Raw genomic sequence first — 21,196 nt, forward strand, 5'->3', positions numbered from 1 at the left:
ATGAAAGTCCTCCACACCTCAGATTGGCACCTTGGCCAACAATTTTACGAACACGATCGCCGTGTTGAACATCAAGCTTTTTTTACATGGTTATTAGCCACTCTTGTTGAACAACAAATAGACTTACTTTTAGTTGCAGGCGATATTTATCATACAGCGACTCCAAGTGCTAGCGCCGAAAATCAGCTTTATCAATTTATTAAAGACGCCAAAAAAGCATGCCCACTATTACATGTAGTGATTATTGCGGGTAACCACGACTCTGCAAATCGTATTTTGGCAGCTCAGCCATTACTTGCACAGTTTGATACTCACGTAGTCGGGCGCTTTGATGTAGCAACACCCGATGAAACTGTTATTACCATAAATACCAATGGTAAACGCGCTGTAATCGTCGCTATGCCATTTTTACGCGCAAGCGATGTAAGTTTACTTAGCCAAACCGAAAGCGGCCCTAGTTATGCACAAGGCGTTTCAAAAGCTTATGAACTTGCACTAGAGCAAGCTACTAATATAAACGAGCAAAACTCACCATTAATAGTTATGGGGCATTTACACGCAAAGGGCGGGCACATTTCAAGTGATTCTGAGCGTAACTTAGTAATAGGTGGTGAAGAGTCTATTTCAGCCAATGTATTTGGTAAACAAGCCAACTACGTTGCTCTTGGGCACTTACACAAAGCGCAACAAGTCGCTAAAAGTGATGTTATTCGCTACAGCGGCACACCTATCCCTATGTCGTTTTCAGAACGTAACTACACGCACCAAGTAAATGTTGTTGAGTTTATTATTGATGAAAAACAACATATTAGTACAACTGTAAACCCCCTTTACATTCCGCGCTCTGCCGATGTAATTATTTTACCAAAAGGGGAGTGTGTACCATTAAGCGAACTATGCGAGCAAATTAAAGCGCTCGACACTGCACAAAATACAATAGCGCCTTATTTACGTGTAAAGCTTAAATCAAGCGATACCGACACCACCTTCAGAGAACAAATAGAACAAGCACTTGAAGGTAAGCATATTAAATTTTGTGGTATTGAACGTGTACGTGAGCAATCAGCGCAAAATGACGACAACACCGTATTTGAAGATTTAAGCGAAGTTGAAATGCTCAATCCACTAAACCTATTAGAACAAGCGTTCGCAAACGATAAAGACATGGCAGGGCAAAGCGTACCCGATGAGCTAAAAGCACTTTTAAGTGACGTGATAAACGAGCTTACGGAGCAAGAACAACTATGAAAATAACCGCAGTTCGTATTCATAATTTAGCCTCAATAGTTGACGCTGAAATAGATTTTACTAAAGCCCCATTAAAAGACGCAGGTCTATTTGCCATCACAGGCGATACTGGCGCTGGTAAAAGTACCTTTTTAGATGCCATTTGTTTAGCCCTTTATACAAAAACAGCGAGGCTGCGCGGTGATAAAGGTAACTTAATTGAGTTTAACGGCGACAGCATTAAGCTTAATGATGCGCGAAACTTGCTACGCAGAGGTACATGGGAAGGCTACGCCGAGGTCGACTTTTTAGGACAAGATAAACAGCTTTATCGTGCGCGCTATACAATTGCACGAACCCATAAAAAAGTAACAGGCAAACTTAAAGTAGCAGAGCACACTTTAGTAACCCTGCCAGACGAAACCCTTATAGCTGACAAAAGCCACACAATAAAAGAAGTCGAGAGTAAAATAGGGCTTAACTTTGAGCAGTTCTCCCGTGCCGTACTTTTAGCACAACATGAGTTTGCTGCGTTTTTAAAAGCCACTGGCGATGAGCGAGCGCAACTTTTAGAGTGCTTAACAGGTACCGATAAATTTAGCCGTATTGGCGTGCGTATTTTTGAGCGCCATAAAGAGCAAGTAGCAAAGCTTGAAGCGCTTAAAGCTGGTCTTGAAAGCTATACTTTGTTAACCCCAGAAGAACTTGAGCTACAACAAACCAAGTTAACCGATTTAAAAGCGCAAACCGAACACACTAAAAAAGAGCTATCCAAAACCGAAAAAGCACTTAACTGGTATCAGCAAGCTACAGTACTTGAGCAAAACTTACTGCAAGCACAGCAAACCCAGCAACAAGCAAGCTCAGCGCTTGAAAGTATCGTTGAGCAAAGCGAGCAGGCAAAACAAGCTAAACAATCGCTTGAAATAAAAGATAACCGCAGCCGTTTTAATTTGTTAACCGATCAAAATACGGCGTTGGATCAGCAAATAACATCGTTTAAAAGTGTTGATCATTTAGCGGTAATTAACGAGCGTAATACCGCGCTTGCTAAGCATACCGAGCTGCTTAATAACGCCAATGAGCAAAAACAAAATGCAGCGCCCGTTATAGCTAAAGCGAGAGAGCTCGACAGCAGCATTGCGTTGCAAACTCAAGCTGTAAAAGGTACTGAGTCGCAAATAACCAAAGAGCAATCTCAATTAGATGAGTTCACACAGCAGCTTAAACAAAGCAATAGCGAGCTTGAACTCGCTAATACCGAATCAACTAAAAGCCAGCAATGGCTTAATGAACATGCACAGCTGCATGTTTTAGCAAAAGACTGGAGCTACTATCAGCAAAGCTTTGATACTTACTTAAATGCACAGCAGCAATTAACCGCAAACCTTGCACAAAGCCAAACTCTTAATAGGGAGCTTGCAAGTCAGACTGAGCGTTTAAATACACAAAATAATAAAGTGCAGCAGTGCGAGGTGGCACTTAGTGGTGAGCAATCAACTTTACAGGCATTAAATACTCAGCTTAATGAGTTTAATGCAGAGCACTGCGACGCGCAGTTAAAAAGTATTGATTACTTAAAAGAGCAGCGAGAGCGCTACGGGCAATTTAACGCAGAACTAAAACAAAGTACTCAACGCCAACAAGTGCTTAATCAGCAGTTAAATGAAAGCCAGCAAGCCCATGCTTTACTTAATCAGCATTTAATAACCAGCGAGCAAGCGCTTAAAGGCAACGAGTACGCACTTAACCAAGCGCGCTTAAGAGCCAGCGAGAACGTAGAGCATTTACGCACTGAGCTTCGCCCTAATGAACCTTGTTTAGTGTGCGGTGCAACTGAGCACCCGTATGCGGTAAATCAAAATCAGCAATTAAATAACTTAATTACTGATTTTGAAAACGCTTTTAATGCCGCTAAAAAGCAATTTGACCATGCACAAAGCGAGCTGCATAAGCACCAAACTCAACATGCCGTATTAACTGCTGAACACGGGCAACTTGAGCAAGTAATACAAACGGCAAAAGCTAAACAGCTCGACATTAAAAATACCATGCAAGGCGCACGCACAGAGCTTAACGACTTAACGCCTGATCAGCTTGAAGTAACTTATAAGCAGTTAACGGAGCAAAAAGCGCAATACTTTGAGCAACAAAAACGTCAACGTACACTGCAAACTAAAGTAAATGAGCTACTAGCAGCACTTAAAGCAGAGCAGCAAGTACAGCAGCAACTTAGTAATAAACACCTTGAGCTTACACATCAGCAAAACCAAATAACGAGTAAGCATAGCGAACTAAGTGCGCAAATTAACGAGCTCGGTACAACGCTTAATAGCCAATTTGAAAACAGTGATTTTTGGCAGCAACTACAAGCCAATACGCTTGAGCTTACCCAGTTGCACGAGCAAGTTACGCAGTATCAGCAAACTCAAATGCAACTTGAGCAAAGCCAAAAACGTCAAGACACAGCTAATGAGCAAATAAAGCAGCTCACACCGCTTATAAGTAACAACGAGCAATCGTTAAAAGCACTTAATGAAGAGCTTGTAAAAGCTAAAAATTTACTAAGCACTGTACAAAGTGAGCGCTTAGCTTTATTTAATAACGAGCAAATAAGCGCAGACGACTACCAAGCAAAACTCACAAGTGCGCAAGAGCAACTGCAATCGCAGGTTCAAGCGAGTCAAAAAGCCTATGACGACGCGATAAAACAACGAGATGAGCACGCCATAACGCTTAAAAATGTAGAGCAACGCTTACTTGAAAACAGCCAAGAGCTAGCAACGCTTGAGGCACGTTATAACCAGTGGTTTACTGACTTTAAAGTGCAATATAGCAATGCAACGCACGAACAGGTCAAAATTTTACTAACGCTTAGTAGCGAGACTATTAAAGCGCATTTAACTCAGCACGAGCAGTTAATTCAAGCGCTAACAGATGCAAACGCCGCATTAAAACAGCAGCAACTTACGCTTGAAAAACACAACAGTAGCGATAAACCAACGCAAAGTGCAGAGGCTTTAAGTACGCAACTAAGCAGCTTAAACGAGCAACAAACGCAGCTGCAAAATTCATTACTAGCAACTAATACCGCTATTGAGCAACATAACCAAAATGCGAAAGCGCTTGAAGGTAAGCAGGCTGAGTTAACTACGCTTAAAACCGAGGTTGAACAATGGCACTTGCTTAATAAAGTATTGGGTGATGCAACGGGTAAAACCATGCGTAACTTAGCGCAAACACAAACGTTAAAAATATTACTGCACTATGCCAACAGCCATTTAAAAACACTCAACAAACGTTACGAATTAACCGCCATAGCGCAAACGCTCGACATTGCAATTATCGACCGCGACATGGCCGACGAGCAACGCTCTGTTAATACACTCTCAGGCGGGGAGTCATTTTTAGTATCGCTCGCACTTGCACTTGGTTTAGCATCGCTTTCGTCAAACAAAGTACAAATCAATTCTTTGTTTATTGACGAAGGGTTTGGTACGTTAGACAGCGAAACCCTAAGCATTGCAATGGACGCTTTGGATTCTTTGCAAGCACAAGGCAGAAAAGTAGGCGTTATATCGCACGTAACACAAATGAGCGAGCGTGTAGCCACTCAAGTGCATGTAGCCAAAAAGCCAGGTGGATATTCCACAGTTGAAGTTTTATAAGCAACATTACTGAAAACAAGGAGATACAATGCCAACGTTTACAGGCGAGCAAGCAACACAATACGATAGCCGTATAACCCGGTTAGTTCCTGGTTATGAATTATTACATCAGCTCACTAACGCACAGCTAAAAGCAACGCTAAGCGATAATGCGCATATTTTAGTAGTAGGGGCAGGCACAGGCAAAGAAGTGCTTGCACTGGCTGCATTAAACCCTACATGGCAATTTACCGCGCAAGATACATCAGCCGATATGCTTGCTATCGCGAAGCAGCAATTTGATGAGCAAGGCATAGCAAGCCGCGTCAATATTCACAACGGACCTGTTAATAAATTATCGGTTAAAGCCGATGCCGTTTTATGTTTATTGGTAATGCATTTTGTACAAGATAACGGCGATAAAAAAGAGTTATTAAAAGCGATTAAAGGAAGCCTTAAAAAAGACGCCAACCTTTATATTGCAGATTTAATGCGCCCTGAAACTTCATTTGAGCGCGAAGCCCAGCTTACAACGTGCGCGCAATTGGGTTTAACCGAAACAGGTAAAACACAAACAGGGCACGACTTAGAAAATGAGTTTTACCCGCTTGATAGAATGCGCTTTAGCGAATTGCTAAATGAGTGCAAATTTGGCATTCCGAAGCTGTATTTTAAAGCGCTAGGTTTTAGCGGATATGTAGTTTAAGTTTTACAAGCTAAACAAGCACCCGCTATTTAGCACCAATAAAAACACCGAGTGAACAAACTCGGTGTTTTTATATAAACCCCTCTACACCACGCTTTTATTTTATACGTAGGTCGGTTAAGCGATGCGCCACCCGCCGGGGGATTACAGAATCACGACATAGATAAATAAAAAGCTGATGAGGTAATAGAGCAATGCGATTCTGCATCAACTTTATTCATTTTCATATTTTCATCATACCTTGAAGTTTTTTATCATCCTTTACATAGGAACGCCAAAAAGCTGAAAACTCGTAATTATCACGAATCATTACTTCAATTCTCTCAACTGCATCTTGAATATCTCGATCGGTAGATTCCCTACTTACTATTGTAAGTCTATGATTAAGCAATTTAGTATAGTGTTTAAATAGTTTTTCCATTAAATTAGCACGAGTAATTCCACGCAGGGCTGTATTGTCCTCGTTAAAGCACCTACTTAATAATTCAACCGTGTTAATAACTTTAGGGTTATCTACAATAGCGGTTATACCTACATCATTATCCGGCATTATAGGGGGCATGTGTTTTATAGCATGTACTAAATTAATATCGTCAGAACAACAATCTACCAAGTTTTTATGCCGTGTGCCTTTTATGCTGTTGCAGCGAGCACATGAATAAAACAAATTATTCCAATCAAATTTCAATACTTCATTTTCCAGATGAGGTTCAAAGTGTTCTATCTCTGGCGCATCCAAGTCAGCTTGCTCGCACAGATAGCATTTTCCGTGAAACATTTTATTTAGCCGTTCAACAACTTCTGGTGAGTTATAAACTTTCCTTGCAAGGGAAGCAGGTGCCTCCCCTATTCTCTCAACTTTGAACACTGCTACAGCTCCTTTTCCGCAAGTATGTTTAGTCCTTTAAGAAAGAAGGCTTTTGATTTGCTATCTAATGAGTTTTCAACATTCTTAAGCTTACCTACAAGTAACTCTAAACGTTCATAATCAACTTTATTCATATTAATTATTGAAGCAACTTCATTAATATAGTTATCAAGATGAGTAGAAGTTGCTTTTGTTCCAAGCAGACCTTCCATGACTGCAGTATGAGAATAAAGAGATATATCTTCTTCGATTTGTTCATTATGTGTCAGATCAAATATAACGGTATCTGTAGCTGACATTAATACAAACGGTGAATGTGTAGTTACAATAAACTGGAGGTTTGGAAATGAGCGCGTAAAAAATGGCAATACTAAGCGCTGCAATGAAACATGTAAATGCGCATCAATTTCATCAATAAGAACTAATCCAGTTAACTCTTCTGCTGTTATCTCAAAATACTCAGTACGCATTAGCAAATCAGCATAAATATCAAAAATGGCTTGGTAGCCAGATGAAATTGACTGGAAGGTATATGCCGGTTTATTAGCTTGAATAATTGTAAATTTTAAGGTATCTGAATTAAAACTTAGTTTAGCCGTTTCGTCTTCGAGCAAATATTTAAGGCTCTCTTCAAATGCACTAAACCAATGTTCGATATTGCTAGCTAGTAGCTGATCATTATCTTCTGTAATGGCTAGAGAACGCCTATTTCTTAAGTTAACTAGGTGTTGTTCTAGATTGTTACCAATTTGATTTCTTCTAGTGTCATTTGGCGTGTTATTTAATATTGAAGTTCTTTCAATTTCAATACCTTTTGCTGTGTTAGCAGATGTTATATTAGACCTGCGATGTGCTTCAAAAAAGCTGAGCACAGCCGTTCCATTATCAAGTTTTGATGAAAAATCTAAATGATCTATAAAAGCTATATCTAAGCCGGAATTAATTTTTTCCAGTTGAGCTATCTGAGATTCTAAATTATTCTTTGCTCTATCATTTTTTGTAGTACCATTTTGACTACTATGTACATCTTCTTTAAACATCTGAACATATCTTTCAATTGTACTTTTATCAGCTAATTGTTTTTTTCCGATCAGTAAATCTACTTTTCTATCTAGTTCTTTCAATAAGCAAGTTTTACCTGATCCATTACTGCCAGTAATAATTAAATTTCGACCATTCAAAGCTATGTCTATTTCTTTATGGGTGTTTGGTACTACACCTTTAATTCTATCTATATGCCTTTTCATAAAATCCCTTAAATATGTATAAAACAATTAATTTTTATTTTAACCAATCTCTCCAAGTGCTTTAATTGCAGCTTGTGCTTTATCTGTTTGTACAAAAATATGATCGTGATAAAACGCAGCAACCACATTAGCGCTAATGCCATGCTCAGTTAGCTTTGCAGATACCGCAGCAGTTAGCCCAACGGCCTCTAAACTTGAATGTACGTTAAGAGTGATTAAATTATATTTACCCTCGTAAGTAATACCTGCTTTATCGGCGGTTTCAGCTTTTAAAATAAGGGTTAGCCCTTCCTCTTCAACATAAGTGGCAAGTGGCTCTAAATGAACATAATCGGCAAGTGAGCCTGCTAAGCAACAAAAAATATACTCGCCTTGCTTAAGCGCTGGCTGCATTGATTTTAATAATTCGTTTAACTCTAAAATTCCGGCCATGGTCGTTCCCTACAATGTGTTATTTAACCTGATGTAATGGTCTCCTCCCTATACGGCATCTATGTGCCATGATTAAAGTGGTTACAATAATCAAAGGGAGAAGACCAAAATGAAGATTACAACAATTGGTTTAGACATAGCAAAAAGATTTTTCCATGTGGTGTGCTGCAATGAACAAGGGCGCTTAGTTAAAAAGAAAATGTTAAAGCGTGCGCAAGTGTTATCTTTTTTCCAACAACACACTACGTGTTTAGTTGCTTTAGAGGCCTGTGCAACTTCTCATTTTTGGGCTCGAGAAATCAGAAAATGTGGTCATGAGATAAAGCTTATTCCACCTCAGCATGTAAAAGCCTTCTTAGTTGGCAATAAAAATGATTATAACGATGCTTTAGCAATTAGCGTTGCTTCAAAACAACATCATATTAAGAGTGTCTGTATAAAATCAGTTGAGCAACAAGATAACCAAGCACAGCACAAAGCGAGAGAGTTAGCGGTCAGACAAAGAACGGCACTATGCAATCAAATCCGAGGCTTAACTGCTGAATACGGAATTATTTTAAATCAGGGTGTAAACACAATACGCAAAAGTATCCCCCTAATTTTAGAAGATGAAAATACCGGATTATCAGGCGCATTTAAAGCGGTACTAAAGCAGTTAGAAACACAATTGAGTAACTTAGACAGCTGCATTGAAACTTACAGTACATTAATAGTTGAAACAGCAAAAAATAATGATATTTGCCAACGGATCCAAACAATACCTGGATTTGGTCCTATGGTATCAAGCGCCTATTTCAATGAAGTTGGAAATGGCAGTAACTATAAAAGAGGCCGCGATGTTTCAGCGTCTTTAGGTATCGTTCCGCGTCAACACAGTAGTGGCGGAAAAGATACTTTACTTGGGATAAGTAAGCGAGGAAATAGCTACTTAAGGTGCCTGTTGATCCAAGGAGCAAAAGCTGTTGTCTCAAGAGCAAAAACGAAGAATGATAAATTAAGTCAATGGATAAACCGACTGGTTCAAACTCGAGGGCATAATCGAGCATGTGTAGCTTATGCCAACAAGATGGCGAGAATGGCTTGGGCTATTAGCGCTTCAGGTGAGAGTTACTCACCCGTATAAATACTCTTCAAAGAATTGCGTAAGTGGCTAAAACGATGACATAACAGGTCAAACCTGCATATTGAAAACCTATAGAGTTCAGTGGTAGTAAATACCGATAACCTGATCAGGACAATATGCGCGGATTACATCAAGGTCAGAAGTAATAATCTTCACTAAAAGACCGTATATATGACAGCAAACCTGTCCCTGCTATCGTTGAATGACACCTTGCAATACTGGAGGAGACCATATATGAACCCTGGTTAAGATATTTACTAACATATTAAATTATTTTGATATTTAAATTTATTTTCTCTAGCCAGAGATTTTCAGTGAAAGCAAGGCGAATTTACGCGTCAATAGCTGGCCTATTGCAAGTAAATTCAACGCAGTTAGCGCTGAAAATAGCTGCTTGAGATAGATTTATTATCCAGAGTTCAGGTTATTTAGTGATTTTTAGCTGCGCGACTAGCTCGCTTAATCTCGCAATTTTTATATTACTTAGTTGCCTGTAATCAAAATATGGGCACACAATAATGTTGTTACTGGTGTCTATTGCAAACTCGTCGTCGAGCCAATCAAATTGTGCATGTAACTTACCTTGTTGTAATAAGTTTTTAGCGTGCGTACGACCGGCAATTATGTGCAACTGGTTTTTATTGCTAGTAGCTTTATTTGCACACGTAATAGTAGTGTTAGGCGCGCTAAATAGCAGGGCAGTTTTACTGTTTTTTTGCAGTAAATACTCATCGCGATATTGTTGCCAAGTAGAGGCTTGTTTAGCAAATGAATAATGCTCACTTGGCAGGGAAAATAGCACTTTTGCATACACGTTAAACACTTTGCGCCAACCATTACCACAGTGCTGGTTTATGGTATTTATTTGCTCATTTATAACAGGCTCAAGGCATTCGAGTGTTTCAAAAAACGGCATTGGCGGCGCTTTTGCTACGTATACCGCCACGCTAAATTGCGTATCACCTAAGCCAACTAATTGGGTATTCAAGTTAGTTAGCCTTGTTTTGCGCTAAAATACGGTCGAGGTTATTTGCAAAGTTTTGGCGATCGGTTTGGCTAAGTGGCGGTGGCCCACCACTCATTTCTACGCCACTTGAGCGCATGGTATCCATAAAGTCGCGCACGTTAAGTATTGAGCGGATATTCTCGGTGGTATAAAGCTCGCCACGCGGGTTGAGTGCTTGCCCGCCGTTATCAATTACTTCACTTGCTAGCGGAATATCGCCAGTAATAACTAAATCGCCTTTTTCAATACGTTTTACTATTTCGTCGTCGGCTACATCAAACCCCGACGATACTTGAACGCGGCTTATGTATTTTGACGGCGGAATACGCATTGCGTGATTAGCCACTAAAATAGTCTCGATTTTCATACGCTCTGCAGCTCTAAAAAGTATTTCTTTTATAACAACAGGACACGCGTCTGCATCTACCCAAATTTTCATGCTATGGTCATTTTTATTGCTTTAGAATTAATATGATCCTATAGCAAAATTTTTTAATCGGCTAGCAAACTTTATATCCATCTATATTTAGATAATACGTACTATTTATGTAATTTAAAAAGGAGCTTACATGAAGGCTATTAAATACGGTTTACTTATTACAGGGCTATTTTTTCTTAATGCTTGCACCAGCCCTCCTGAGGGAATAACACCCGTTAAAAACTTTGATATACAAAAATATAAAGGCAAATGGTTTGAAATAGCGCGGCTCAATCACTCATTCGAAGAAGGTATGGAGCAAGTTACCGCTACTTATTCAATTAACGACGACGGCACAGTAAAGGTCCTTAACAAAGGGTATTTAACGGATGATAAAAAATGGGATGAAGCCGAAGGCTTGGCCAAGTTTGTTGAGGGCACTGACACCGGGCATTTTAAAGTTTCGTTTTTTGGTCCATTTTATGGCGCTTACGTGATTTTTGAACTTGACCAACCCGATTATCAATATGCATTTATAACCAGTTACAACAAAGATTACTTGTGGTTTTTGTCGCGTACACCAACGGTTAGCAAAGAGCTTAAAGAACACTTTTTAACTAAAGCTAAAGAGTTGGGCTTTGCTACTGATGAAATAATTTGGGTTAAGCAATAAACAATGTAAAGCCCCTTTACAGTAGTAATAAAAGAGTCACCTAACTGTAAAGTAACTTAAATATATTATGGTTATATTGTGTGTACTTGCCGTGAGACAGCAAGTATTGGAAACACTGAATATCCCCTATTGTTGGCAAGCTATATAGCTTGCCATTTTTTTTTCCTAATCTATGGGAAAGTAACGGATCACGTTTTTACTAACTAAGGCTAGTTTAATGCTAAAAACAACCCACTTAGTACAACTAACACGCTATTTAAAACACTAAACCACTTTACGTAGCCTACTAAAAAATTATAAAAAACCATTATAATTAAGATACTTAGGCTCATAAAGCCGCAAAATAGTAATGTTCCATATCCACCTTGAGTAACTATACAAAGCACCAAGCTTAGTAAAATACTGATCCAAGCAGCTAATAGCAGCTTTTTACGTTGGGATTCTGTAGGGCGTTTTTTAAATACATCTTTAAAATGATTATACTTAGCCAGCGCAAAACAGTTAAAACTGAGCAGGCATAGGCTAAACCCAAGTAAATCAATCATGGTTTTTGCCTTTTAAGGTTATTAGATTGACTAGGGCTGATTATTTTTGAGTTGTTTTTAGCAGTACGTAATTTTTCGGTTTGTATAAAAAATAATATACTAAATAACAAAAACAGTGCATCAAAAGTAAATAAAGCCCACTGTTTGTGCATCAAATAGCTAACTATACTACCGTTAGTTGTAAGTGCATTAATAACCGGTACGCTTAAACATGCAACAGCATTTATAGCTGCCATCACCCGCCATTGCAGTGTGTCGCGCTTTATAAGTGCTAAAATAGCAACTGCTAGCCATGTTAAAAAGAACGCGAGTATCTCTTTATCGGCGCGCTCTGCGGTAGTTGGGCTAAGTAGTCTGTTAGCAATAAAAAATGCACACGTTGCCAGTGGAAGTCCCATAATAGTGGCTAGGTTTAACCCTTCAACTAATTTTAAACCAAACGAAGGTTTAACGTTATTTTTAGTTCGCTCGCGAATTCGCTTAGCCCACATAATACAGCCAGAGCCAATCATTACACAGCCTGCAATACCGCCTAATACGTATAACCAGCGCAACAACCACGTAGCTAAACGCCCCGTATGCATTGAATTAAGCGACTCGTAAAGCGCTTTGCTGCTAGTTAGTTCGTCATCAGTTTTAGCAACCATTTGCCCTGTAGCACCACTAAATATTAAGCGTGGTGCTTGGTCGCGCAGTGTTTTACCTGCGCTTACCAATACGGTAATTGTTGAAGCTGCCATATTTGGTTGGTTAACTTGTACGCGAGTAATATCTGCATGAGGCCACTTAGTATAAACCTGATCCAAAATGCTTTGAATCGGCACCATTGACGATTCGCCTTGGGCTTTATCGGTCATGGTGTTGCGAGGGGTTACATCGTTAAAAAAGCCACGCATGCCGTTATCGTAAGACGTTTGCGCAGGGTAGGGAAACAACATAAATATGAGCGTAATCATGCCCGTGTAAGTAATCATTAAATGAAAAGGCAGGGCAAGCACAGAGCTTAAATTGTGGGCATCTAACCACGTACGGCTACCTTTATTACGTCTAAAACTAAACATATCTTTAAAAATACGCTTATGAATAACCACACCCGATATAATGGCAATTAGCATAAAAAAGCTGGCAAAGCATACAATCCAGCGTGCTGTTATTGCATCCATATAATGTAAATCATAATGCAACCGATAAAAAAAGTTACCACCTTTAGTATCTACAAAGGGCTCAAGCTCTTTCATGGTATTAGGGTTTAACTGTGTGTTTTTAAACTGGCTGCGGCGCTGGCCTGGCTCTTTTGGCTTTGCATAACCATAAATTAAATAAGGAATACGCGGCTCAGGTAATGTAATACGCCAGCTTGATGAGTTAGCTCCATGGTTAGCTAAGTAATCGAACCCTGTAATTATTTGTTGTTTTTGCGCTTCTATACGCTGTGTTTGGGCTTGTACATTATGTATGGCAGGTTGATTCCACAGCGTTATTTCGTCTCTAAAAAAGCTAAGTGTTCCTGCAAAAAATATTAAATATAATAACCAACAAACGAGTAACCCTACCCAAGTGTGTAACCAAGTCATCGATCTGAAAAAGCTGCCTTTCATACCCAACCCTTTAGTAATGCAAGCAATCCGATAAACGCACCTGTACTTAGTAAAATACTGATCCACACTTTTCTTAATGATTTAACGCTAAAGGCATAAATAAATACTACGGCATAAATTAAAATGCTGATTGAAACACTAAACAGTACAGCGTCTTGCTTAGCTATTGGCAATACAAAACTTAATAACGCAGTACTTGCAGAGGTAAAGGCATAGCCACCAATTATGGCAATAAAAAAACGTAAAAATACCAAAACTCGATAACTGCTTACGCTTTTTACTATAAGCGCAATTACGTTAACCTTATCGAATGGCGCACTGTGCAAAGGTGCCTGCATAGTTAATTAATCCTTTATTTAGAGCTGAGGACAAAACAGAGGCGCTATTATATATGTTACAAATACAAAAGATAGCTATTCTCATTTGTAATGTTGATATCCAAGTGAATTATTTCACCTTACTTAGTAAAATACTGATCTGTTATTGTTTAATGATATTGCACAGACTGTATGTAAAGCTTAAGGTTAATAAACTGAGTAAAAATAAAGAGTGAAATAACGATGAGTGATCACGAAAAACTAAATTACGTTGAGTTTCCTGCATGTGACTTACCTGCTACTAAAGCTTTTTTTAGTCATGTATTTAATTGGCAGTTTACTGACTACGGCCCAGAATACACGGCGTTTAGCGGCCAAGGGCTTGATGGTGGCTTTTATAACGCACCGCTTAAATCGCTTACTCAAAACGGGGCTGCGCTCTTAGTTTTTTATAGTAATGATATTCACGATACCTACAAAAAAATAGAACTGCATGGCGGCACAATATTAAAGCCTATTTTTGAATTTCCGGGTGGTTGTCGGTTTCATTTTGCAGAGCCAAGCGGGAACGAGTTTGCTGTATGGGCAGACAAGCATTAGGTTTTATAAGGGCTGTAGCTCGATTTAGCTTAAAGATCACGATTTTACTAACTAACGCTCGTTTTAATTAAAATAAACCGATTTTTTACCAACTCATTTATCCTAAATGGCCATTTAGGATAAATGTTAAGCATTTAAGGCCAAATAAACATGAATAGTCACCAATTAATGGATCAAGTTAGTAAATGCGTGATCTGTGAACCTGATTTACCTTTGGGTGCTCGCCCAGTAATACAATTTAGCCCAAACGCACGTATTTTAATTGCGGGCCAAGCACCTAGTATAAAAGTTCACGAAACCGGAGTGCCATTTAACGATGCAAGCGGCAACCGGCTACGAGAATGGCTTGGGCTAACACGTGATGAGTTTTATAACGCCAATAATATAGCCATTTTGCCAATGGGCTTTTGCTACCCGGGTAGGGGTAAGTCGGGTGATTTACCACCGAGAAAAGAATGTGCCCCAGCATGGCGCGAGCAATTATTGGCTGCACTACCAAATATTGAGCTGACAATAGTATTAGGTAAATACGCGCAGGCGTATCATTTACCGGAGACTAAAAAAATGCCACTTACGGAGTTAGTAAAATCGTGGCGTGAGTATTGGCCAAATTATTTAGTGCTTCCACACCCCAGTCCGCGTAATAATATATGGCTTAAAAAGAATCCATGGTTTGCACAAGATGTACTTCCGGAACTGGGTAAACGCATTGCTACTATTTTAAATAAGTAATGCTTCTAGCATTAGGATTTATTGTAAAGGGGCGTTATACCAATCCGCAATAATACTTAATCATTTTGCGGGGCTAAACGTGTCGCTACCTGTGTTAAAAAATTCTCATTTAGAACAACTAAATAGCGAATTTTTTGCCTAGCTATCAACACGTTTTTCCATCCTCAAAATAGATCACTTAATTAAGCGAATTGGTATACAGTTAACTTAAAAATTAACACTCCAATTAAAAACAATAACAAACGAGGCTGTCTAATTTGAATGCATCTATATTAACCGAAGTAATACTTCCGCTCGCTCTTGCACTTATTATGTTTGGTATGGGTCTTGGGCTCACAACAAACGATTTTACTCGTCTATTTAAAAACCCGCTCGCCATTGTTATGGGTTTAATAGGTCAACTTGTAGCAATGCCTTTATTAGCATTAGGGCTGTGTTATTTATTTAACCTACCAACGCCTATCGCTATTGGTTTAATGATATTAGCTGCCTGCCCAGGCGGTACTATGTCAAATGTAGTAAGCCAGCTTGCTAAAGCTAATTTAGCGCTTTCGGTAAGTTTAACCGCTGCCTCTACCGCAATTAGTATAATAACCACACCGTTTATTATTGGCTTTGCTATGAGTCAGTTTGCCCCAGCAGACGATGCTACTTTTTCTATTTTAACTACTTCATTAGGGCTATTTTTTATTACCTTAGTGCCAGTTGCTATAGGCATTTGGTTACGTCACTTTAAAAGTGATTTTGCCATTAAAGCAGAGCCGTTTTTTAGACGCTTCTCGTTGTTTTTTATGCTTATGATGATTGCCGCACTAGTAATAAAAGAGCGCGATTTATTAGTTAGCTCATTTAACGATGTATTTTGGGCGTGCATAGCACTTAATATTGGTTCAATGGTTGTTGGTTGGTTAATTGCTAAGTGTTCAAAATTAAATTTAACTGATTCGCTGACGCTTTCAATTGAGGTTGGAATTCAAAATGCATCGTTAGCTATTTTAATTGCTATTAGCTTTTTGAATAAACCAGAATACGCGGTTACCGGTGGCGTGTATGGCCTTGCTATGTTTATAGGGCCACTGCTATTAATTGGCGGGTTAAAGCTTAAAAATAAACGTACCGCTAGGGCTGTTAACTAGGACTTTTAATTAGGGCATGTTGACCAAGTTAGCTTAATTTAAGGCTACGTATAACGTAGCCGTAAACTCCAGTCTAAAAATACCACCTGTTAAATGTATGCTCTGCACCCATCGCGTCAACAAGTTGTAGGCTTATAAAACACTCTCAAGCTTGAATATTGCACTAGGCGCAGAGCTTGTTTGCGCGAGAGTGAAGCTTCTAATTACTAGGGCGCATTTTAGGATGGGATAAGAGTGTAAGTAATATGGGGTAAAAAAGCAGTTAATTATTTGGTTACTAAAACTGCGCCTCAAATATGAGGCGCTACTTTAAAACTTACTATTTGGTTTGCATGTTTTTAGCGCGTTCTTCTGCATCTATTAATGCTTGTGATTTAGGGGCGCGTTTTTTCTCTTCTATTTTGGGCTTTTCAGCCGAGTCAGGATCCCAGCTTGAGTCTAACGATAAGTTAGCAAATGGATTGTTACTGACCGCTTTTTTAGGCTCAATTACTGGCTCATCAACTAGCGGTGTTGTTTGTGCTTGCTCAGGTATCGCGTCTTCTTTTTTAGGCATCGGCTTTTCACCAGGTAATGGTGCATCTGGGTTAAATGTACGCACCTCTGGTTCTTTAAAGTCTTGCTCGGTTGTATACGTAGTCGATTGAGCGTCAGATATTTGCTCTGGAGCGTGTAAATCTATAACCGGCTCACTCGCTGTTACTGGCTCAGGAGTAGTAATAACCGGCTCTACAGTGTTATGTTCGGCTTCTATTGGCGCAGATTCCGTTACTTGCGCTGTATAGTGCTTACGTTGTTTTTTTACTGGCTTTGCATCTGGGTCAAAGTCGCGTACCTCTGGCTCATTAAAGCTGCTGGCATTTTTAATGCGCTCTAAGGTTGTTTTAGCGGCGGCTTCAAACTCGGCGGTATTAGGTTCAGGTTTTTGTTTTACTTCGTTAAACGTAGCGGTACTTGTTTGCTCTAAAGTATCTGCTGGCTCCATTTGTGCAGACTCAATTTCACTTGTTTGCGATGGAGTAACTACGTTGTTTTGCTCATCTGAGATCTGCGCTGTGTTAGTAGGTTCCACTGACTCTTCATTTGTCGCTGCGCTGCTCTCAACTGCTTTATTATTTTGAGTTGCTTCGTTAATGACGACAGGCTCAATCTTTGGCTCTTTTGTTGTTTGTACTGGCTTTGTTTCTTTAATTTCAGGTTTAGCTGGCGTAGCAATTTTTTCTGATTTAACTTCAGGTGGAGCCGCTATAGTCGGTTCTGCCATCGTTTTACTTTGTTTTGCACGGCGCAGGCGCACGACTACTATAGCGCCAATAAGTACCACTATAACAAGTATTAAAGTGGGTAAAAGTAACGAGCTTGGGCTTTGTGCTACAGGTTGCGGCGCAATTACAGGCGCTGGTTTAGTTAACACCGGTGCTGGTTTTACAAGTACAGGATTTTCAGGCGTAGGTTGAACGCTTTGCTCTGGCGTCGCCGGTTTTACTTGCTCTATCACAGCTTCGTTTTTTTGCTCTATAACTACTTGCTCGGGTGCTGCTTTTGTTGGCTCTGCATCAATTACTATTTCGTTACTGTTGGTATTTAGCTGATCGTTTATTTGTTGTTTTTGATCATTAGTTAAATTAAGGGTTTGCTCGTTGATGCTTTCTTTAACAGCTTCTTCAGTAGGTTTAATTACAGGGGCAGGTTCAACAATTTTAGGTTGTGGCTGAGTAATAATAGTCGGCTCAGGCTCTATTATTTGGGGCTTAGGTTGTGCTTGAATTTCTTTTGGCTTATTACAGTTATTTTTGTAATCACGCGCAGCTTTACGATATTTTTGACTCGCTTTCTTATTACTATTTTGCTGCATTTCTTGTTTAATTAAAATGCACATAGCTTCGTTGTATGCAGCACTTTGCGCACTATAAAATAAGGCAAAGCAAAGGGTAAATCTAATTAGTTTTGATATCATGAAGTTATGCGCGCTTAAATATTAATAGTTTGATTTTAAGCGCAAAATTAAAAATTATCCAGAGTAATACAACTAATCAATAACCATAAGGCTGCGATATTCATCGTAAGCAAATTGGTCGGTCATACCGCTTATATAATCTTGGATTAATCTACAACGATAATAAAACTCGTATGCCGCAAAGTGATCGGGCTCTTCTTGCATCGCATCTATTGCGTGTTGGTAACTATTTAAGTGCTTTTTAGAGAGCTTTTTGACAAGTCGCGACTCTATTAATAAACGTAAATCGCCATTTAGTGCACGCTTAAAGTCATCCTTGTTTAGTAGCAGTAATGGTTTATAGCAATCGAGCAAACCATTAATTATGCGATACCCTTGTAGCTCTAATTTTTCGACTTCTTTGTTTGAAAATACATGCTCAAGCGCTACCTGCTTTAGTGTTTTAGTTACTGCATGTAGATGGCTTCTATCTTCTAAAAGCGCTTGGTTAAAATCGCCATGATAAATAGGTTCTATATTTTCGATAAAGCGTTTTGCGGCGTGATTTACTAGCGGATGTAGCAATGCAACCCGCAAGTATATAAAAAATTCACTATTAAAATTATAGGGTTGTGCTTGTGCACGCTCTAGTGCGTAGTCTACGGCTTTGTCTACAAAATTTTGATGTTGAGCGTCGTCGATTAACAGATTTATTAATACTTTTTTGTAACTACTTTTAAGTTTTTCGCACAGCAACTCAGTGCTTATTATGTCTTTTTCTACGGCGTCTTCTATGTCGGCTAGGCAATACGAAATGTCGTCGGCGGCTTCCATTATGTAACTTGCGGGATGGCGGCAGTAAGGCTCAATAGTGAGCTCTTTTTGCAATGCCTCAACAAAGGTTTTTTCGCTGTAGTAGTAACCTACTTTTTTCATTAAGTAGTTTTTATTTTGCGGTATGTCTTTTGTATCAAGCCCCGCAGGGCGAGTGTATTTTAAAATACCGGCGCTTTGGCTGTAGGTTAAATTAAGCGTTTGCAAAGAATGAATTATACGTATGCCTTGAGCGTTGCCTTCAAAGTTACAAATATCAAGTGCAAGGTGTTTAAAAACAACACCTATACCGGTGTTTGGCTCTTTACAGCGCTCGGGTGTTACGCTTGCTAGGTTGTTATTAAACCAGTGGTTAATAGCCGCTTCGCCAAAATGCCCAAACGGTGGGTTGCCTATGTCGTGCATTAAGCAGGCCATTTCTACTAGGCTTTCTAGCGGGCGCTCTAGCTCGGTTAAGCCGTAATCTTTTTGTTGCTCGTAGCTTAAATTAGCAAAAATACGTTGCACTATAAAACGACCAACTTGTTGAACTTCAAGCGAATGGGTAAGGCGAGATCGTACAGCTGCGTTGCGCTCAAGCGGAAACACTTGGGTTTTTTGCTGCAGCCTGCGAATAGCGGCACTGTTAATAATACGGCCACGGTCGCTTTCTAGCGCCATCTGTAAGTTAGAGGTTGTGCGGTACATTCGTGCTGGCGTTATTTTTTTACTAAAATCTATGGTCATCTTTATACTTGTCCTTTTTTACAATTGATGACTGGCATAGTTTTTAGCACATAGTCATTTGTCTTTAATATACAGGGTTTAATCTATCAGTTTGTATCATAAAGTAACAACTTGCTTTAAAATAATTTTTTGAGTAATTGTTGTGCATTTATAGGTGTTTATAATGAAACAGTGGATTTTAAAGGCAGTATCAATTTGCCTAATGTTAGGAATGAACAGCGCATTTGCTGCAAAAGAGCAAACTGTGGTGCTTGTATCAATTGATGGCCTGCGTTGGGATTATATTGAAAAACACGGCGCGCCAAATTTAAAAGCAATGGCCGAGCGCGGTGTTCGCGCACAAAAACTAATACCTGTTTATCCAACTAAAACGTTTCCTAATCATATTTCTATTATTACTGGCTTACTGCCAGTAAACCATGGCATTGTTGATAATAGCTTTTGTGATAAAGCGCGTAAAAACGACTGTTACAGCATGGGCAAAGCATTGGGCGATAGCACATGGGTAAAGGGTATTCCGCTTTGGAATTTAGCAAAAATGCAGGGGCTTAAATCGGCTACTTATTTTTGGCCTGAGTCAGATGCATTATTTAACGGCATGACACCAGATTACTTTTATCACTATTCTAAATACAGCGATTACCAAAGCCGTGTTGATCAAATTATTCAGTGGTTAAGTTTACCAAAAGCACAGCGCCCACGTTTTATTGCGAGTTACTTTTCGCTAGTTGATAGCATGGGCCATGAATTTGGGCCAGACGCACCACAAACGCGTGATGCAGTTAAACAGCTTGATGAATTAATGGGGCAATTACAAACTCGCTTAAGTAAATTAGAGCAAGAGGTAAACTTAGTTATTGTGTCGGATCATGGTATGACGAGTATAGATCCAGATAAAAGCATTGATGTAACCACACTGCCTCAAGATGAAAACTTTTTAGTTAAAAATACTGGCCCACGTTTACTTATTTATACCCAACCGGATGCTAAAAACGCTGATATTGAAGGTTACAAAGCACGTTTACGAGATGCGTCAAACGGTCGTTATGCAGTATTAACTGACGAACAATTAGCAGCGTATCATTACAATAAAGGCACTCGCGTAGGCGATATTGTGGTGCAAACTACAGCGCCAGCGGTATTTACCAATGGTAAAAAACCAACCTATTTAGGGACTCACGGTTATGCATATACCGAGGATATGGCAGCATCATTTATTGCTGTAGGCCCTGCATTTAAACAAGGTGTAAGCCTTAAAGAAGTAAATAACCTTGATATTTACCCAGTACTTGCAAAAGTGATGGGACTTAAATTGTTAAACAAAGTAGATGGCAATGGTAAAACATTAATGCCAGCAATTAAGCAAAAAATCGTTGTGCATTAGCTTAATCTAAAAGAGCGCGTAAGCGCTCTGCAGGGAAGAAC

19 protein-coding genes are annotated in these 21,196 nt (G+C 39.3%); 9 read left to right on the top strand and 10 right to left on the bottom strand.

The window, feature by feature from the left end; genetic code table 11:
- The 3 genes from PARC_RS17690 to PARC_RS17700 are packed head-to-tail and all read left to right on the top strand — an operon-like array spanning window position 1 to window position 5,580.
- On the top strand, window positions 1–1,248 hold the full coding sequence (locus PARC_RS17690) for an exonuclease SbcCD subunit D C-terminal domain-containing protein (protein ID WP_010552881.1): 1,248 nt from the start codon (window positions 1–3) through the stop codon (window positions 1,246–1,248).
- A complete protein-coding gene (locus PARC_RS17695; RefSeq protein ID WP_010552880.1) occupies window positions 1,245–4,895 on the top strand; it encodes an AAA family ATPase in 3,651 nt (1,216 codons plus the stop codon). Before PARC_RS17690 ends, PARC_RS17695 begins: the two co-directional genes overlap by 4 nt.
- Window positions 4,896–4,923: 28 nt before the next feature.
- Complete coding sequence (locus tag PARC_RS17700; RefSeq protein ID WP_010552879.1) at window positions 4,924–5,580, top strand: class I SAM-dependent methyltransferase; 657 nt, start codon at window positions 4,924–4,926, stop codon at window positions 5,578–5,580.
- A 223-nt stretch (window positions 5,581–5,803) separates the two neighbouring features.
- Here the strand turns inward: PARC_RS17700 and PARC_RS17705 are convergent, their stop codons facing one another.
- The 3 genes from PARC_RS17705 to PARC_RS17715 are packed head-to-tail and all read right to left on the bottom strand — an operon-like array spanning window position 5,804 to window position 8,127.
- Window positions 5,804–6,448 (bottom strand): HNH endonuclease family protein, encoded by a 645-nt coding sequence (locus tag PARC_RS17705; RefSeq protein ID WP_010552878.1) that lies wholly within the window; start codon window positions 6,446–6,448, stop codon window positions 5,804–5,806.
- Window positions 6,449–6,450: 2 nt separating this feature from the next.
- A complete protein-coding gene (locus PARC_RS17710; RefSeq protein WP_010552877.1) occupies window positions 6,451–7,695 on the bottom strand; it encodes an AAA family ATPase in 1,245 nt (414 codons plus the stop codon).
- A 39-nt stretch (window positions 7,696–7,734) separates the two neighbouring features.
- On the bottom strand, window positions 7,735–8,127 hold the full coding sequence (locus PARC_RS17715; protein ID WP_010552876.1) for an ACT domain-containing protein: 393 nt from the start codon (window positions 8,125–8,127) through the stop codon (window positions 7,735–7,737).
- A gap of 109 nt (window positions 8,128–8,236) precedes the next feature.
- Between PARC_RS17715 and PARC_RS17720 the strand changes: the two genes are divergently transcribed.
- Window positions 8,237–9,250 carry an IS110 family RNA-guided transposase gene (locus PARC_RS17720; RefSeq protein ID WP_010555531.1) on the top strand — a complete coding sequence of 338 codons (1,014 nt, stop codon included), beginning with the start codon at window positions 8,237–8,239 and terminating at the stop codon, window positions 9,248–9,250.
- 424 nt (window positions 9,251–9,674) lie between these two features.
- Here PARC_RS17720 and PARC_RS17725 read toward each other — a convergent pair whose 3' ends face one another.
- Together PARC_RS17725 and PARC_RS17730 are read right to left on the bottom strand one after the other, a co-directional pair.
- Window positions 9,675–10,238, bottom strand: a complete 564-nt coding sequence (locus PARC_RS17725; RefSeq protein WP_010555201.1) for a DUF6942 family protein — start codon at window positions 10,236–10,238, stop codon at window positions 9,675–9,677.
- Between the two features lies 1 nt (window position 10,239).
- Window positions 10,240–10,695 (bottom strand): YaiI/YqxD family protein, encoded by a 456-nt coding sequence (locus PARC_RS17730; RefSeq protein WP_007376692.1) that lies wholly within the window; start codon window positions 10,693–10,695, stop codon window positions 10,240–10,242.
- 130 nt (window positions 10,696–10,825) lie between these two features.
- Between PARC_RS17730 and PARC_RS17735 the strand changes: the two genes are divergently transcribed.
- Complete coding sequence (locus tag PARC_RS17735) at window positions 10,826–11,347, top strand: lipocalin family protein (protein ID WP_010555202.1); 522 nt, start codon at window positions 10,826–10,828, stop codon at window positions 11,345–11,347.
- A gap of 209 nt (window positions 11,348–11,556) precedes the next feature.
- On the opposite strand, the gene PARC_RS17740 is transcribed toward PARC_RS17735, so the two are convergent.
- The 3 genes from PARC_RS17740 to PARC_RS17750 are packed head-to-tail and all read right to left on the bottom strand — an operon-like array spanning window position 11,557 to window position 13,828.
- A complete protein-coding gene (locus tag PARC_RS17740; protein WP_010555203.1) occupies window positions 11,557–11,892 on the bottom strand; it encodes a DUF3325 domain-containing protein in 336 nt (111 codons plus the stop codon).
- Window positions 11,889–13,490, bottom strand: coding sequence for a PepSY-associated TM helix domain-containing protein (locus PARC_RS17745; RefSeq protein WP_010555204.1), 1,602 nt, complete (start codon window positions 13,488–13,490; stop codon window positions 11,889–11,891). The genes PARC_RS17740 and PARC_RS17745 overlap by 4 nt, the downstream gene beginning before the upstream one ends.
- Window positions 13,487–13,828: a hypothetical protein gene (locus tag PARC_RS17750; protein ID WP_010555205.1), complete on the bottom strand. Its 342-nt coding sequence runs from the start codon at window positions 13,826–13,828 to the stop codon at window positions 13,487–13,489. The genes PARC_RS17745 and PARC_RS17750 overlap by 4 nt, the downstream gene beginning before the upstream one ends.
- A 222-nt stretch (window positions 13,829–14,050) precedes the next feature.
- On the opposite strand from PARC_RS17750, the gene PARC_RS17755 reads away from it, so the two are divergent.
- The 3 genes from PARC_RS17755 (at window position 14,051) to PARC_RS17765 (ending at window position 16,275) form a co-directional block, all read left to right on the top strand.
- A complete protein-coding gene (locus PARC_RS17755; protein ID WP_010555206.1) occupies window positions 14,051–14,407 on the top strand; it encodes a VOC family protein in 357 nt (118 codons plus the stop codon).
- A gap of 150 nt (window positions 14,408–14,557) precedes the next feature.
- Window positions 14,558–15,139, top strand: a complete 582-nt coding sequence (locus PARC_RS17760; protein WP_010555207.1) for a uracil-DNA glycosylase family protein — start codon at window positions 14,558–14,560, stop codon at window positions 15,137–15,139.
- Window positions 15,140–15,396: 257 nt separating this feature from the next.
- Window positions 15,397–16,275: a bile acid:sodium symporter family protein gene (locus PARC_RS17765; protein ID WP_010555208.1), complete on the top strand. Its 879-nt coding sequence runs from the start codon at window positions 15,397–15,399 to the stop codon at window positions 16,273–16,275.
- A gap of 319 nt (window positions 16,276–16,594) precedes the next feature.
- Here the strand turns inward: PARC_RS17765 and PARC_RS17770 are convergent, their stop codons facing one another.
- Together PARC_RS17770 and dgt are read right to left on the bottom strand one after the other, a co-directional pair.
- Window positions 16,595–18,232, bottom strand: coding sequence for a hypothetical protein (locus PARC_RS17770; protein ID WP_010555209.1), 1,638 nt, complete (start codon window positions 18,230–18,232; stop codon window positions 16,595–16,597).
- Between the two features lie 72 nt (window positions 18,233–18,304).
- Window positions 18,305–19,771 (bottom strand): dGTPase, encoded by a 1,467-nt coding sequence (dgt, locus tag PARC_RS17775; protein WP_010555210.1) that lies wholly within the window; start codon window positions 19,769–19,771, stop codon window positions 18,305–18,307.
- Between the two features lie 163 nt (window positions 19,772–19,934).
- Here dgt and PARC_RS17780 point away from each other — a divergent pair, with 163 nt between their 5' ends.
- On the top strand, window positions 19,935–21,155 hold the full coding sequence (locus tag PARC_RS17780; protein ID WP_010555211.1) for an alkaline phosphatase family protein: 1,221 nt from the start codon (window positions 19,935–19,937) through the stop codon (window positions 21,153–21,155).
- Window positions 21,156–21,196: the final 41 nt, after the last annotated feature.

Origin of the sequence: Pseudoalteromonas arctica A 37-1-2, from assembly GCF_000238395.3 — a bacterium.
GTDB classification, from domain to species: domain Bacteria; phylum Pseudomonadota; class Gammaproteobacteria; order Enterobacterales; family Alteromonadaceae; genus Pseudoalteromonas; species Pseudoalteromonas arctica.